General features: G+C 67.5%; 13 protein-coding genes and 1 pseudogene. 9 read left to right on the top strand and 5 right to left on the bottom strand.

The window, feature by feature from the left end; all coding sequences use genetic code 11:
• Nucleotides 1-5: 5 nt before the first annotated feature.
• The gene (locus tag V9K84_RS05235; protein WP_088515173.1) at nt 6-569 is read right to left on the bottom strand and encodes a GNAT family protein; all 564 of its coding nucleotides are present in this window, start codon (nt 567-569) and stop codon (nt 6-8) included.
• Between the two features lie 159 nt (nt 570-728).
• Here V9K84_RS05235 and V9K84_RS05230 point away from each other — a divergent pair, with 159 nt between their 5' ends.
• From V9K84_RS05230 to V9K84_RS05220, 3 genes and pseudogenes are all read left to right on the top strand, one after another.
• Nucleotides 729-3,143: a membrane-bound PQQ-dependent dehydrogenase, glucose/quinate/shikimate family gene (locus V9K84_RS05230; protein ID WP_088515174.1), complete on the top strand. Its 2,415-nt coding sequence runs from the start codon at nt 729-731 to the stop codon at nt 3,141-3,143.
• Nucleotides 3,130-3,361, top strand: a pseudogene (locus tag V9K84_RS05225) (TetR/AcrR family transcriptional regulator); the annotation flags it as partial. The gene V9K84_RS05230 and the pseudogene V9K84_RS05225, both read left to right, overlap by 14 nt.
• The gene (locus V9K84_RS05220; protein ID WP_236177151.1) at nt 3,344-3,784 is read left to right on the top strand and encodes a TetR/AcrR family transcriptional regulator C-terminal domain-containing protein; all 441 of its coding nucleotides are present in this window, start codon (nt 3,344-3,346) and stop codon (nt 3,782-3,784) included. The pseudogene V9K84_RS05225 and the gene V9K84_RS05220, both read left to right, overlap by 18 nt.
• 81 nt (nt 3,785-3,865) lie before the next feature.
• On the opposite strand, the gene ppnN is transcribed toward V9K84_RS05220, so the two are convergent.
• Both ppnN and V9K84_RS05210 read right to left on the bottom strand, forming a co-directional pair.
• On the bottom strand, nt 3,866-5,239 hold the full coding sequence (gene ppnN / locus V9K84_RS05215) for a nucleotide 5'-monophosphate nucleosidase PpnN (protein ID WP_043860910.1): 1,374 nt from the start codon (nt 5,237-5,239) through the stop codon (nt 3,866-3,868).
• Between the two features lie 149 nt (nt 5,240-5,388).
• On the bottom strand, nt 5,389-6,231 hold the full coding sequence (locus tag V9K84_RS05210; RefSeq protein WP_043860911.1) for an SDR family oxidoreductase: 843 nt from the start codon (nt 6,229-6,231) through the stop codon (nt 5,389-5,391).
• A gap of 113 nt (nt 6,232-6,344) precedes the next feature.
• On the opposite strand from V9K84_RS05210, the gene V9K84_RS05205 reads away from it, so the two are divergent.
• Nucleotides 6,345-7,283 carry a LysR substrate-binding domain-containing protein gene (locus V9K84_RS05205; protein WP_088515175.1) on the top strand — a complete coding sequence of 313 codons (939 nt, stop codon included), beginning with the start codon at nt 6,345-6,347 and terminating at the stop codon, nt 7,281-7,283.
• Here V9K84_RS05205 and V9K84_RS05200 read toward each other — a convergent pair.
• Entirely contained in the window at nt 7,222-7,974 is a 753-nt protein-coding gene (locus V9K84_RS05200) for an anti-sigma factor (protein WP_088515176.1), read from the bottom strand. The genes V9K84_RS05205 and V9K84_RS05200 overlap by 62 nt on opposite strands.
• The gene (locus V9K84_RS05195) at nt 7,971-8,480 is read right to left on the bottom strand and encodes a sigma-70 family RNA polymerase sigma factor (protein WP_088515177.1); all 510 of its coding nucleotides are present in this window, start codon (nt 8,478-8,480) and stop codon (nt 7,971-7,973) included. The genes V9K84_RS05200 and V9K84_RS05195 overlap by 4 nt, the downstream gene beginning before the upstream one ends.
• Before the next feature lie 131 nt (nt 8,481-8,611).
• On the opposite strand from V9K84_RS05195, the gene V9K84_RS05190 reads away from it, so the two are divergent.
• The 5 genes from V9K84_RS05190 (at nt 8,612) to V9K84_RS05170 (ending at nt 13,219) form a co-directional block, all read left to right on the top strand.
• Nucleotides 8,612-9,655, top strand: a complete 1,044-nt coding sequence (locus V9K84_RS05190; RefSeq protein ID WP_054915135.1) for a catalase family peroxidase — start codon at nt 8,612-8,614, stop codon at nt 9,653-9,655.
• Complete coding sequence (locus tag V9K84_RS05185) at nt 9,652-10,179, top strand: cytochrome b (RefSeq protein ID WP_088515178.1); 528 nt, start codon at nt 9,652-9,654, stop codon at nt 10,177-10,179. Before V9K84_RS05190 ends, V9K84_RS05185 begins: the two co-directional genes overlap by 4 nt.
• A gap of 172 nt (nt 10,180-10,351) precedes the next feature.
• Nucleotides 10,352-11,608 (top strand): OprD family porin, encoded by a 1,257-nt coding sequence (locus tag V9K84_RS05180; RefSeq protein WP_088515179.1) that lies wholly within the window; start codon nt 10,352-10,354, stop codon nt 11,606-11,608.
• A 133-nt stretch (nt 11,609-11,741) separates the two neighbouring features.
• The gene (locus V9K84_RS05175; protein WP_088515180.1) at nt 11,742-12,272 is read left to right on the top strand and encodes a sigma-70 family RNA polymerase sigma factor; all 531 of its coding nucleotides are present in this window, start codon (nt 11,742-11,744) and stop codon (nt 12,270-12,272) included.
• Complete coding sequence (locus V9K84_RS05170) at nt 12,269-13,219, top strand: FecR domain-containing protein (protein ID WP_088515181.1); 951 nt, start codon at nt 12,269-12,271, stop codon at nt 13,217-13,219. Before V9K84_RS05175 ends, V9K84_RS05170 begins: the two co-directional genes overlap by 4 nt.
• Nucleotides 13,220-13,233 lie beyond the last annotated feature (14 nt).

Genomic DNA, 13,233 nt, shown 5'->3' with positions numbered 1-13,233 from the left:
CCCGGTCATGCCTCAACCCTGCGCTCGAATATCCAGGTGTCATGCACCCCATGCCACGGTGTATCGCGCACACCCTCCACCACCCGCACCACCTCGAACCCCAGCGCCCTGGCCAGCCCATGGCTGGCGCCGTTCACCGACGCCGCGGTCAGGCGCAAGGTGCCGAAATCCTGCGCCGCCAGCAGCGCGCCGATGCCTTCGCTCATCAACCCCTGCCCGCTGTACCCGACGTTGGCCCAGTACCCCAGCACATGCGCATGCTCGCCCGCAGGGTCCGGGTGCAGTCCCGCACAGCCAATCACCGCGGTCTGATCGGCCGTGAGAATGAAGTAACGTTTCTCGGCCTCCACCCGCGCGTGGTCCAGCAACGCCTGGCGCAGGTTGTTGCGCGTGTCCTGCAACGCCGGTGCGGCCTTGGCCCACGGCAAAAACGGCTGGTGCAGCACAAAGCTGTCGATCAACGCCTGGTTCACCCACGGCGCCAACACCGCATCCGGCATCACCACCAACGTCCTGGGCGTACTCGCCACCACCTGCAACACCATGCCTGCACTCCCCTTGCTGTTCATCCTGATCCCGATGATTGTCACAAAAAATTTCACCGGTGCGACATTTTGTCTTTCATTGCCGCCTGAACAGGTTCAAAATAAAACTGTACCGTACAGTACTAAACATGAATCCACGCCTCCATGCCCGCGCAGCTGGGGTCGTGTCATGGACAAACAGGAATGAAAAACACAGATAACCCGGGGGCCCCTGCCCCTGCTTCAACTCGCCTTGCCTTTTATATCTTCGGTACCCTGCTCGGCCTCAGTGGCCTGGCCCTGGCGGTCGGCGGTGTGCGCCTGGCCACCCTCGGCGGCTCGTGGTACTACCTGCTGGCCGGCCTGGGCATGCTGCTGGCCGGTGTGCTCTATGCCCGGCGCAAGCCGCTGGGCGCCGGCCTGATGGCGCTGGTGTTCGGCGCCACCGTCATCTGGTCGCTGTGGGAAGTCGGCCTGCGCTTCTGGCCACTGGTGCCGCGCCTGGCGCCGTTCCTGGTGATCGGCCTGGTGGCGGCGGTGTTGCATCCGTACCTGGGCGGCGGCCGTCAACGTGGCCTCAGCCATGCCTGCGCCGCCCTGTTCGGGCTGGCCCTGGTGGCCGGCGGCGCCTCGACCTTCGTGCCGCACGGGGTCATGCACGCCACCACGGAACCTGTGCTCGACACCCCGGCCACCACGGCCGGCGCCCCCCAGGACTGGCAGCACTACAGCAACGGCCCGCAGGGCACGCGCTTCACGCCGCTGGACCAGATCAACAAGGGCAACATCGACAAGCTCCAGGTGGCCTGGACCTACCGCACCGGCGAGATCGCCGAAGGCGCCTCCGAGTCGCAGAACACGCCGATCCAGATCGCCGACACGGTGTACACCTGCACCCCGTTGAGCAAGGTCATCGCGCTGGATGCCGACACCGGCAAGGAGCGCTGGACCTTCGACTCCAAGCCCGCCAACGACAAGACCTGGAACCGCTGCCGCGGCCTTGGCTACTACGAGCCGGCCAAGGTCCAGAAGCCATTCCAGTTCGCTGACCTGGCACCCGCCCCACGCGCCACGGGTGGTGTGTGCGCCAAGCGCATCGTGCAGGTCACCATGGATGCACGGCTGATCGAGATCGACGCCGACACCGGCAAGCCGTGCGAAGACTTCGGCGACAAGGGCTCGGTCGACCTGACCCAGGGCCTGGGCCTGGTGGATGAAGGCGTGCCGTACTACGCCTACACCTCCGCGCCCACCGTTGCACGCAACCTGATCATCCTCGGCGGCTGGGTCTTCGATGGCCGCTCCACCGACGAACCGTCAGGCGTGGTGCGTGCCTTCAGCGCCGACACCGGCGAACTGGTGTGGGCGTGGGACCTGGGCAACCCGGCCATCACCAAGCTGCCACCGGAGGGCGAAACCTATACCCGCAGCACGCCGAACATGTGGTCCACCCCGGCGTTCGATGACGAACTGGGCCTGGTCTACCTGCCTACCGGCAACCAGCAGCCCGATTTCTGGGGTGGCGATCGCCCGGCGCTGACCGAGAAATACTCGTCTGCCGTGGTTGCCCTGGACATGGCCACCGGCCGCGAGCGCTGGACCTTCCAGACCGTGCACCACGACATCTGGGACTACGACGTGGCTGCCCAGCCGGCGCTGTACGACGTGCCGGACGGCAAGGGCGGCAAGATCCCCGCGCTGATCCAGCTGACCAAGCGCGGGCAGATCTTCCTGCTCGACCGTCGCACCGGCAAGCCGATTGCCGACGTGGTCGAAAAACCCGTGCCCCAGGCCCATGCCGAAGGCGACTGGGTAGCCAAGACCCAACCCTACTCGGTAGGCATGCCGGCGCTGGGCGCCGAACCGCTGACCGAACAGGACATGTGGGGCGCGACCTTCTTCGACCAGCTGATGTGCCGCATCAACTTCCGCGAACTCAACTACGAGGGTGAATTCACCGCACCGAGCACCCGCGACACCCTGATCTACCCGGGCTACTACGGTGGCTTCAACTGGGGCGGCGCGGCCATCGACGAGCGCAACGGCTACCTGTTCCTCAACGACATCCGCATCCCGCAGGTGGTCAAGCTGGTCAAGCGTGAAAACGTCGACCTGTCGCACCTCAAGTCCGGGCACGGCGTGGGCAGTACCTACCCGATGGACGGCACGCCGTTCGTGATCGACCACAAGGCCTTCAACTCGCCACTGGGCATCCCCTGCCAGAGCCCGCCATGGGGCGTGTTCGCCGCCATCGACCTGAAAACCCGCAAGCAGGTCTGGGAACGTCCGGCCGGTACGGTGCAGGACGCGGTGATCAATGGCGTGCGTGCCAACCTGCCGATCCCGCTGGGCATGCCCACCCTGGGCGGCGGCGTGAGCACCGGTGCCGGGCTGGTGTTCTATGCCGGTACCCAGGACTACTACCTGCGGGCGCTGGACATCGCCACGGGCGAGGAAGTGTGGAAGGGTCGCCTGCCGGTCGGCGGCCAGGCCACACCGATGAGCTACGTGTCGCCGCGCTCGGGCCGTCAGTACGTGGTGGTGGTGGCCGGCGGTGCGCGCCAGTCTCCAGATCGCGGGGATTACGTGATAGCGTACGCGCTCCCTGACAAAGAGTAGCGCCCATGACCCCGTTGCACCGTGCCCCGACTTCCCCTACGAGCCGAAGTGTGGAGCGCAGGCGCAACCTGCTGGTGACCGCCAGCGAGCTGTTTCTGGAGCACGGTTACGATGGCGTCAGCATGGACGCCATCGTCGCCGCGGCAGGCGGTTCCAAGGCCACCATCTACCGCTACTTCGGCAGCAAGAACGAGCTGCTGGTGGCGGTGGTGGAGTACCTGTGCGACGACTTCATCATCGACCTGCGCCAGCTGGACACCAGCACCGTGGGCCTGGCCGAGGGGCTGCGGCTGATCCTCGACCAGTTGGTGGCGGTGGTCACCAGCCCGCGGCACGTGGCGTTCTACCGCCTGGTGGTCAATGGCACGGCGCATGTGCCCGAAGTGGGCCAGACCTGGTACGAGCATGGCCCGCAGGTGTGGCATTCGCTGATTCTGCGCTTGCTCGAAGGCCAGCGCGGGCAAGGGGCAGTGGCCGCGGATGCATCGCTGTCGGAACTGCCGCACGTGCTGTTCGATGCGCTGTTCTCGCACCTCACCACACGCACCGTGATGCTCGGGCAGCACTGCACGGCCGAAGCGTTCCGGCCGATGATCGATGAGCTGACCGGGTTGGTGCTCAGGCGCTTGCAGCAGGGCTGATCGTTTTGGCCCCATTCGCCGGCAAGGCCGGCTCCTACAGGTCGTGCACCGTCTGTAGGAGCCGGCCTTGCCGGCGAAGCTTCAGCTCACCACGCGGTAGCACGGCTCATACGCCGCCCCACCCGGCAGCTTCATCCGATGCTGCTCCACGAACGCCTGCAACAGCTTGTCCAGTGGCTGCATGATCGCGGTATCGCCATGGATCTCGTACGGCCCATGCTCCTCGATCAGGCGAATGCCCTTGTCCTTCACGTTGCCCGCCACGATCCCGGAGAACGCACGGCGCAGGTTCGCCGCCAGCTCGTGCGCCGGCAAGTCGCGGCTCAGCTGCAGGCTGGCCATGTTGGCGTGGGTCGGGTCGAACGGGCGCTGGAAGCCCTCTTCGATCTTCAGCATCCAGTTGAAGTGGAACGCATCGTTGCGCTCGCGGCGGAACTGCTTGACCTGCCTGAGCCCCTCGGTCATCTGCCGCGCCACCTGGGCCGGGTCGTCGATGATGATCTCGTACAGCGCATGGGCCGCCTCGCCCAGGGTGGCGCCGACAAAATCATGCAACTGCTGCAGGTACGCCTCGGCGCTGCGCGGGCCGGTGAGGATCACCGGGAACGGCAGGTCGCGGTTTTCCGGGTGCATCAGGATGCCCAGCAGGTACAGGAACTCCTCGGCCGTGCCTGCGCCACCAGGGAAGATGATGATGCCGTGGCCCACGCGCACGAAGGCTTCCAGGCGCTTTTCGATGTCCGGCAGAATCACCAGCTCGTTGACGATCGGGTTCGGCGCCTCGGCGGCGATGATGCCCGGCTCGGTCAGGCCCAGGTAGCGACCGATGCTCATGCGCTGCTTGGCGTGGGCGATGGTGGCGCCCTTCATAGGCCCCTTCATCACGCCCGGCCCGCAGCCGGTGCAGATGTCCAGCTTGCGCAGGCCCAGCTCGTGGCCGACCTTCTTGGTGTACTGGTATTCCTCGGTGCTGATCGAGTGGCCGCCCCAGCACACCACCATCTTCGGCTCCACGCCCGGGCGCAGGGTGCGCGCGTTGCGCAGCAGCTGGAAGACGTAGTCGGTGATGCCCTGGGAGCTTTCCAGGTCGATGCCCATGCGGTCCAGCTCGCTTTCGGTGTAGACGATGTCGCGCAGGGCGCTGAACAGCATTTCGCGGGTGCTGGCGATCATTTCGCCATCGACGAAGGCGTCGGCCGGCGCGTTCAGCAGCTCAAGGCGCACGCCGCGGTCCTGCTGGTGGATACGGACTTCGAAGTCCTTGTAGGCGTCGAGAATGGTCTTGGCGTTGTCGACGTGGGCGCCGGTATTGAGGATGGCCAGGGCGCACTGGCGGAACAGGGTGTAGATGCTGCCGGAACCGGCTTCGCTCAGTTGCTGCACTTCACGTTGGGAGAGTGTCTCCAGGCTGCCTTTGGGGCTGACAGATGCGTTGATTACGTGTCTTGGGGTCATTCTGGATTCCATATGTACGACGCCAGCGAACGGCTGTGGCATCGGGGTATTAACGCCTGACGCAATGCTGCATACAGGTTTTATCAGGTGGCCGGTCGCAATGGCAAACGGTCTGCCTGAAAGAGTAGGCGCGATCCCCCGGCGATGCCTCAGATTCCGTGCGCCGCCCAGCACTGCGCCACCTGCTCGGGCTGCTGCGCCTCGACCCCGCGCAGATCCCTCGGGTAGGTGACCCCCGCCTGCTCCTCGAAGCGCGTGGCCACGAACTGCCCGTTGCTGGCGCGCAGCACCTGCCCCGTCACCTGGCACGCGTCCGACACCAGGTACACCACCCCCGGCACCACCCACTCGGGCTTGAGGTCATCCGGCTCGCCCTCCTCGCCCCACATGCGCGTGCGCGCCACCGGCGAAACCGCGTTGACCAGAATGCCGTGTGCGGCGCCCTCTTCGCTCAAGGCATTCATGATGCCCAACTGCGCCATCTTGCCGGCGGCATAGGCCGCCAGCCCGGTCTGCGCGTAGCACGCATACATCGCCCGGTCGGAGGTCGTCAGCACCACCCGCGGCGCGGCGCTGGCCTTCAGGTGCGGCCAGGCGTGCTTGCACAGCCACAAGGGCGCCTGCACGTTGATCGCCAGGGCGCGCTCGACAAAGCCTGCATCCACCTGCTCGATTGGCTGGTACCCCACCCAGCCGGCGTTGTGGATCACCCCGTCGAGACCGCCGAACTGCTCCACAGTGCGTGCCACCAGCGCCTCACAGGCCGATTCATCGGCCAGCTCGGCGCAGTGCCCGAGTACCTGGTGCCCCGCCGCCCGCAGGGCCTGGGCCGCCTGTTCGACCGGGCCGGGGTCGGTGCCGCAGCCGGCGCGGTCGGCGCCGCGGTCGGTAATGACCACCCGCGCGCCGCGTTCGGCCAGGGCCCTGGCGTAGGCAAGCCCCAGGCCGCGGGCGGCGCCGGTGACGAGAAAGGTGCGATGGGTGAAGTTCATGGGCGCTCTCCTGTAAAGTCGTCGAGCCTATCGAGCGCGCCGCGCAAAGTTGAATATTATCGAAGGCCGGTTCCGATACCCGTCAGATATCGCACCGCGCCAGGGACGCCGCCATGATCGAGACCCGCCTGTTACGCCAGTTCATCGTCGTTGCCGAAGAACTGCACATCCACCGCGCCGCCGAACGCCTGCACATGGCCCAGCCACCGCTGAGCCAGGCGATTGCGCGGCTGGAACAGAAGCTAGGTTGCACGCTGCTGGTACGTCACTCGCGCGGGGTGTGCCTGACCGGCGCCGGCCAGGCCTTCGTCGAGACCGCGCGCGCCACCCTGAGCCTGCTGGACCAGGGCGCCGAACACGCCCGCGAGGTGGCCGACGGGGTCAGCGGGCACCTGCGCATCGGCAGCCTGGCACTGGCCGGCTACCCGCCGCTGCTCGAGGCCCTGCGCCGGTTTCGCACGCAGTGGCCCAAGGTGCGCCTGAGCCTGCAGCAGCAACCCTCGGCGCAACTGGCCGAGGGCGTGCTGGGTGGTGAACTGGACGTGGCTTTCATGCGCCAGTTGCCGGGGCTGAGCGAGCGCCTGCACAGCCGGCTGATCCTCGACGAGCCGCTGCTGCTGGCGGTGCCTGCCGGGCACCGACTGGCCCACGGTGGCCCGGTGCACCTGAGCGAGGCCGCAGACGAAGACTTCGTGTTCACCCCGCCGGCCCTGGGCAGCGGCTTTCACCAGCAGATGCTGAGCCTGTGCGAACGCGCCGGCTTCACCCCGCGCATCAGCCAGCAGGCGGCGCAGATGCAGACACTGGTCAGCCTGGTGGGCTGCGGGTTCGGCGTGGCCCTGGTGCCGCAGGCGGCGGCGCGGGCCAACCGCCAGGACGGCGTGCACTTCTGTGCCCTGCACGACACCCCGCCGCTGGGCCTGTACATGGTGTGCCCGGGGGAGCAGAGCACCCCGCAGGCACGCCACTTCATGGACCTGTTCGCACCGGCTACAGGGCAATCCCCAGTGCCTGGCGCAACTGCGCGGCACGCGGCTCTGCTGCCGGGCTGACCAGCGCGTAGTTGTAGGCGCCCTGCGACCAGTAGCGGGCCTGCAACTCGCCGTCCACCCGCTCGCCACTGGGCATGCGCGCATAGTGCTCGCCGGGCGAGCGCAGGAACAGGCTGACCCGCTCGCCGCTGGCATCCTGAAACAGCAGCAGCGCCGCCGGCCCCTGCTCGTTGCTGAGCAACCGCGCGCCCACCGGCGTGAAGCCATAGGCCGAGAGGTCCGGCAACTGCCCTGCCTGGGCAAAGTGCTCGCCCAGCCAGGCCTGCAATTGCCCCGGCCGCTGCACGTTCAGGTCCAATGTGCCCGACTGGGCAAACAGGCGGTGCGCCTGCACGGCATCGGCCATCGGTGCAAGGCCCGCCTGCAGGCTCGACTCGCGCGCCTGCCAGCCGCCCAGGCCACCGATGCCCAGTGCCACCAGCAGCATCGCCGCGCTGGCCCATTGGCGGCGATGGCGCTGGCGCACGGCGCGGCGCACGGCTGCCGGGTCGAGCCGCGGGTTCGCGGGCTGCTCGGCCAGCCCGGCCAGGGCGGTGCGCAGCAGGCGTGCATCGGCGCGCCAGCCCTCGACCCGCGCCGCCTGCTCGGGGTGGGCTGCCAGGTACAGTTCCACCTCGCGGCGGCGCGCCGTCTCGAGGCGTTCGTCGACATAGGCGTGCAACTCGTCTTCGGACGGGATCAGCCGGCTCATTTCAACCTCCGCAATGCCGGGGGCGGCGTATTGCCCTCGGCCAGTTCTCGCATTGCCGCACGCGCCCGCGACAGGCGCGACATCACCGTGCCGATGGGCACGTCCAGGGCCTGGGCGGCCTCCTTGTAGCTCAGGCCCTCGACACTCACCAGCAGCAACAGCGCCCGTTGCTCGGTGGGCAGGCGCGCGAATGCGGCCAGGCCCGACTCGGCGAGCACGATATCCTCGGTGCTGCTGCCCACCGCCTCGTCGCGCCCGAACCACGCCAGCCAACGGGCATGCCGGCGCTCGCGGCGCTTGGCGTCGATGAACAGCCGGTACAGGATCGCGAACAGCCAGGCGCGCAGGCTGTCACCGCCACGCTGCTGGCCGCGCCGGCTCAGGGCGCGCTCCACCGTGGCCTGCACCAGGTCGTCGGCGCTGCTGGCCTCGCGGGTCAGCCACAAGGCAAAGCGGCGCAGGCGCTGGAGCATGTCGCGCAACTGTTCGTCATCAAGATCGTTCATGGTCGGGGTTCTGGGCGGCTGGCAGTCAGTGTACGAGGCAGACGCTCGCCGCCGAAATTTATTCCCGCCGGCGTGGAATAAAACCTGGTGCGGTGCGTCGTACCGGCTCATTCACTGACCGGATCGCCGCCATGAGCACTCCGTTAAACGGTCGCGCCCGCACCCTGCGCCTGGCCGTCATCGGCCTGGGTATCGCCGCCCTGGGCGCAAGCTTTGCCTACGCTGCCGGCTGGATCGGCCCGCAGCGCCTGACCCCGCAACGTATCATCGACACCTTCGAGGCCCAGGCCGGGCACTACCCCGGCTATCGAAAGAACCACGCCAAGGGCCTGTGCGTGAGCGGCTATTTCGACAGCAGCGGCCAGGCTGCCAGCTGGTCGCGGGCCCGGGTGTTCAGCCAATCCAGAGTGCCGGTGATCGGACGTTTCGCCATCGGCGGCGCCAACCCGTTCAGCGCCGACGCCAGTGTCGCCACCCGCAGCCTGGCGCTGCAGTTCAGCAGCGACGACGGTCAGCGCTGGCGTACCGGCATGAACACCCCGCCAGTGCTGGCCGTCAGCGATGCCGCAGGGTTCTACGAACAGGTGCTGGCCTCGACGCCCGACCCGGCCACCGGCAAGCCGGACCCGGCGGCCCTGCAGGCGTTTTTCGCCAGGCATCCCGAAAGCGCCGCCTTCCGCCAGTGGGCCAGGGACTACAAGCCCTCCGACAGCTTTGCCAGCTCGGCCTTCAACAGCATCAACGCGTTTCGCCTGGTGGATGCGGCGGGCAAGGTGCAGTACGTGCGCTGGAGCCTGCAGCCGCACAGCGACTTCGCCCCGTTGCCAGCCCAGGTCGACGACAGGAACTTCCTTCAGCACGACCTGCAGCAACGCCTGGCCAAGGGCCCGCTGCGCTGGACCCTGCGCCTGACCCTGGCCGGCGCCGACGACCCGGTGGACGACCCCGCGCGCCCCTGGCCCGTCACCCGCCAGCAGGTCGATGCCGGCACCCTGGTGATCGACCACGTCGATGCGCCCGAGCAGGGCGAATGCCGTGACCTGAACTTCGACCCGCTGATACTGCCCGACGGCATCCAGGCCTCGGCCGACCCGATCCTGGCCGCCCGCTCGGCCGCCTATGCCGAATCCTTCAACCGGCGCAGCCGCGAAACCGCCCTGGGGGCCCACCCATGAACCTGCACCCGTCCACCCGCTTCCACCCGTTGGCGCGCCTGCTGCACTGGCTGATGGCCGTGTTGATCCTGGCGATGCTGTTTGTCGGCGTGAGCATGGTCGCCGACCTCTCGCCCCGCCACCCCTGGCTGGTCAGCCTGCACAAGGCCATCGGCCTGGCCCTGCTGGTGCTGGTGGTGGTGCGCATCGCCACACGCCTGCGTTACGCCACCCCGCCCCTGCCCAGCGACCTGCCACGCCTGCAGCAGTGGGCCGCCAAGGCTTCGCACCTGCTGCTGTACGGGTTGATGCTGGGCATGCCGCTGATCGGCTGGGGCATGCAATCGGCCGGTGGCTACCCGCTGCCGTGGCAACTGCCGGCCATCGCGCCCCACGACCTGCGCCTGTACGCCCTGCTGCGCGCCCTGCACGGCTGGCTGGCGTACCTGCTGTTTGCCACGGTGCTGGTGCATATCGCCGCCGCACTGGTGCACGGTTTTGTCCGCCGCGATGGCGTGTTGCGCAGCATGTGGCCGGGGCGCTGAGCGCGCCGGCGCAGCAACAAGCAACCTACCTGGCAAAGGGCATAACGTTAACACGTTAACTTTTTTCGCTCGCAAGCCTGCAAAGGCTTTCGGGGCAAAAAGATAATATGTTAATTATATGCCCGCACCGCAGCAGCGGCTGCCGCCAGAACAACAACAAAAGGTAGATTGCATGTCGTTATCCCGCCGTCCCCTGACGGCCAGCGCCGGCCTGTGCGCCGCGCTTGCGCCGTTGCTTGTGCAGGCCGATTTCATCCAGGACAGCAAGGCCAGCCTGGAGGCCCGCAACTTCTATTTCAGCCGCGACTTTCGCCAGCACGCCGCGCCCCAGAGCCAGGCGCGGGAGTGGGCCCAGGGCTTCATCCTGCGCATGGAATCGGGTTACACCGAAGGCACTCTGGGCGTTGGCCTGGATGCGCTGGGCGAGCTGGGCCTGAAGCTCGACTCCAGCAAGGCGCGCCGGGGCACCGGCCTGCTGCCGTTCGGCGCCAGCCAGGAGCCGGCGCACGACTACAGCGAACTGGGCCTGACCGCCAAGCTGCGCCTGGGCAAGAGCGTGCTCAAGCTCGGCACCTTGCAGCCCACCTTGCCGGTTGCCTCGATCAACGACGTGCGCCTGCTGCCCTCGACCTACAACGGCAGCCTGCTGACCTCGCAGGACATAGACGGCCTGACCCTGAACGTGGGCCGCCTGGAAAAACAGAACCTGCGCGACTCCTCGAGCAACGACCAGATGAGCTATGCCGGTGTCCAGAGCAGCCACCTGGACCTGGCAGGCGGCACCTACGCGCTGCGCCCCAATCTGGCGCTGAGCTACTACTACGCACAGATGCACGACCTCTACCGCCAGCACTACGCCGGGCTGGTGCATGACCTGCCGCTGGCCGAAGGCGTGAGCCTGCGCAGCGACCTGCGCTACTTCGACACCCGCGAACAAGGCAGCGCCAACCTGCGTTCCGCTGCGCGGGTGGACGGCGGGCGCATCGACAACCGCTTCTTCAACGGCATACTGACCCTGGGCGTGGGCGCGCACAAATTCGGCCTGGGCTACCAGAACCTCTCGGGGGACGGCGACTTCGCCTACCCGGGGCTGGACCCGTACTCGGTCAACCTGGTGACGGTGAATGTGTTCACCAAGGCCGAAACCGATGCGTGGCAGGCGCGCTACGACTACAACTTCGCCGCGCTGGGGCTGCCGGGGCTGAGCTTCATGACCCGCTATGTGAATGGCAGCCATATCCAGACCGCGACGGTGAGCGGCGGCAAGGAATGGGAGCGCGACACCGACATCGCCTATGTGGTGCAGAGCGGGCCGCTGAAGAACGTGAGCGTGCGATTGCGCAATGCGACGTTCCGTTCCAGTGGCGGGTTGACCAGCGATATCGACGAGAACCGCTTGATCGTGGGGTATACGCTGGCGTTGTGGTAACCGCCAAGGGGCCGCGTGGCGGCCCTTTCGCGGGGCAAGCCCGCGATGCGCCCAGCGCTATTTCACCTGCCCTCTTCCTAACATTCTTGGGAATGCTTATCATCTGCATCCTTTTTCCCCGGAAGTCGCCAGGATGAGCGCCCCCACCTCACCCGCCAACGCCGAAGTCGGCCAGCTCTACCAGCACCATCACCTGTGGTTGCAGCATTGGCTGCGCCGGCGCCTGAGCTGCCCGCAGCGCGCCGCCGACCTGATGCAGGACACCTTCGTGCGCATCCTCGCCTCGTCCGAGTCGCTGGAGCTGGTGCGCCTGCTGCGCGAGCCGCGCAGCTACCTGGCGACCGTGGCGCGGCGGGTGATGATCGACCACTTCCGGCGCCAGAAGCTCGAACAGGCTTACCTCCAAGCCCTGGCCGCCCAGCCGGTGTACGAGGAGATCTCGCTGGAAGAGCGCCTGCTGATTCTCGAGACCCTGCGCGAAGTCGACCGTCTGCTGGCCGGGTGCGGCGCCAAGGCGCGCCAGGCGTTCCTGATGGCCAACTGGCTGGGCATGACCTATGGCGAAATCGCCACGACGCTGGGCGTTTCGCTCAGTTCGGTGAAGAAGTACATGTACAAGACCACCGAGCGCTGCCTGCTGCTCGCCTTCGACGAGCAGCCATGAGCAACGACCGCGAAGCGCAGCGCCAGGCGCTCAAGGAAGCCGCCCGCTGGCATGTGCAGCGCATGGCCGGCGATGCCAGCCCCGGCCTGGAACGGGCCTGGCGGGCATGGTTGGACAGTGCCCCGCAGAACGGCTGGGCCTGGGCCCGGGTCGAGCAGTTGCATGGGCAACTGGCCAGTGTGCCGGGTGGGCTGGCGTTCGATGCCTTCAAGCGTGCCGAAGCCCAGGGCCTGACCCGCCGCGGCGTGGTCAAGGGGCTGCTGCTGGCGACCGGGCTGGGGCTGGGTGGCTGGGCCAGCTACCGCAGTACTCCGGCGCAGGCGTTGCTGGCGGACGTGCACAGTGGCACGGGTGAAATTCGCAGCGTCACCCTGGCCGACGGTAGCCAGCTGGTGCTCGATACGACGTCGGCGGTGAACATTCGCTTCGATAGCCGGCAACGGCTGATTCAGCTGGTGCGCGGGCGGATCCTGCTTACCAGTGGCAAGGATGTGCAGCAGCGGCCGTTGCGGGTGCAGACCGCGCAGGGCGTGGTGCAGGCGTTGGGCACGCGCTTCAGCGTGGCGCAGCAGGCCGGGCGCAGCGAGGTCGAGGTGTTCGAGCATGCGGTGCGGGTCAGCCCCTTGCTGGGGGAGGCGCAGCGCCTGGAGAGCGGGCAGGCGTGCGGGTTCAGTGATCAGCGGGTGGATAGCCCGCAGCTGGCATCGGCCGCCCAGGCGGCGTGGAGCCTGGGGCAACTGGTGGTGGAGAACTGGCGGCTGGGTGATCTGCTCGACGAGCTGGGGCGGTACCGGCCGGGGTTGCTGACCTATGCGCCGCAGCTGGCAGAGCAGCGTGTGTCGGGCAACTTCTCGTTGACCGACAGTGATGCGGCGCTGTCGGCGCTGGCGCGCTCGTTCGATTTGCGAATCGAGCGGCATGGTCGGTACTGGGTGCGGGTGATGTAGGCGCCGGCCTTGTC

The sequence above is a fragment of the Pseudomonas sp. AE27 genome, assembly GCF_037113495.1.
GTDB lineage: Bacteria > Pseudomonadota > Gammaproteobacteria > Pseudomonadales > Pseudomonadaceae > Aquipseudomonas > Aquipseudomonas palmensis.
Note: the sequence above shows the minus strand (reverse complement) of the source record. Positions and strands in the feature narration are given on the sequence as shown.

Coding starts and splice junctions, on each gene's coding strand:
- V9K84_RS05205 (WP_088515175.1), top strand. CDS start 6,345: ATGATCGAGACCCGCCTGTTACGCCAGTTCATCGTCGTTGCCGAAGAA.
- V9K84_RS05170 (WP_088515181.1), top strand. CDS start 12,269: ATGAGCAACGACCGCGAAGCGCAGCGCCAGGCGCTCAAGGAAGCCGCC.
- V9K84_RS05210 (WP_043860911.1), bottom strand. CDS start 6,231: ATGAACTTCACCCATCGCACCTTTCTCGTCACCGGCGCCGCCCGCGGC.
- V9K84_RS05230 (WP_088515174.1), top strand. CDS start 729: ATGAAAAACACAGATAACCCGGGGGCCCCTGCCCCTGCTTCAACTCGC.
- V9K84_RS05185 (WP_088515178.1), top strand. CDS start 9,652: ATGAACCTGCACCCGTCCACCCGCTTCCACCCGTTGGCGCGCCTGCTG.
- V9K84_RS05195 (WP_088515177.1), bottom strand. CDS start 8,480: ATGAACGATCTTGATGACGAACAGTTGCGCGACATGCTCCAGCGCCTG.
- ppnN (WP_043860910.1), bottom strand. CDS start 5,239: ATGACCCCAAGACACGTAATCAACGCATCTGTCAGCCCCAAAGGCAGC.
- V9K84_RS05190 (WP_054915135.1), top strand. CDS start 8,612: ATGAGCACTCCGTTAAACGGTCGCGCCCGCACCCTGCGCCTGGCCGTC.
- V9K84_RS05175 (WP_088515180.1), top strand. CDS start 11,742: ATGAGCGCCCCCACCTCACCCGCCAACGCCGAAGTCGGCCAGCTCTAC.
- V9K84_RS05200 (WP_088515176.1), bottom strand. CDS start 7,974: ATGAGCCGGCTGATCCCGTCCGAAGACGAGTTGCACGCCTATGTCGAC.
- V9K84_RS05235 (WP_088515173.1), bottom strand. CDS start 569: ATGAACAGCAAGGGGAGTGCAGGCATGGTGTTGCAGGTGGTGGCGAGT.
- V9K84_RS05180 (WP_088515179.1), top strand. CDS start 10,352: ATGTCGTTATCCCGCCGTCCCCTGACGGCCAGCGCCGGCCTGTGCGCC.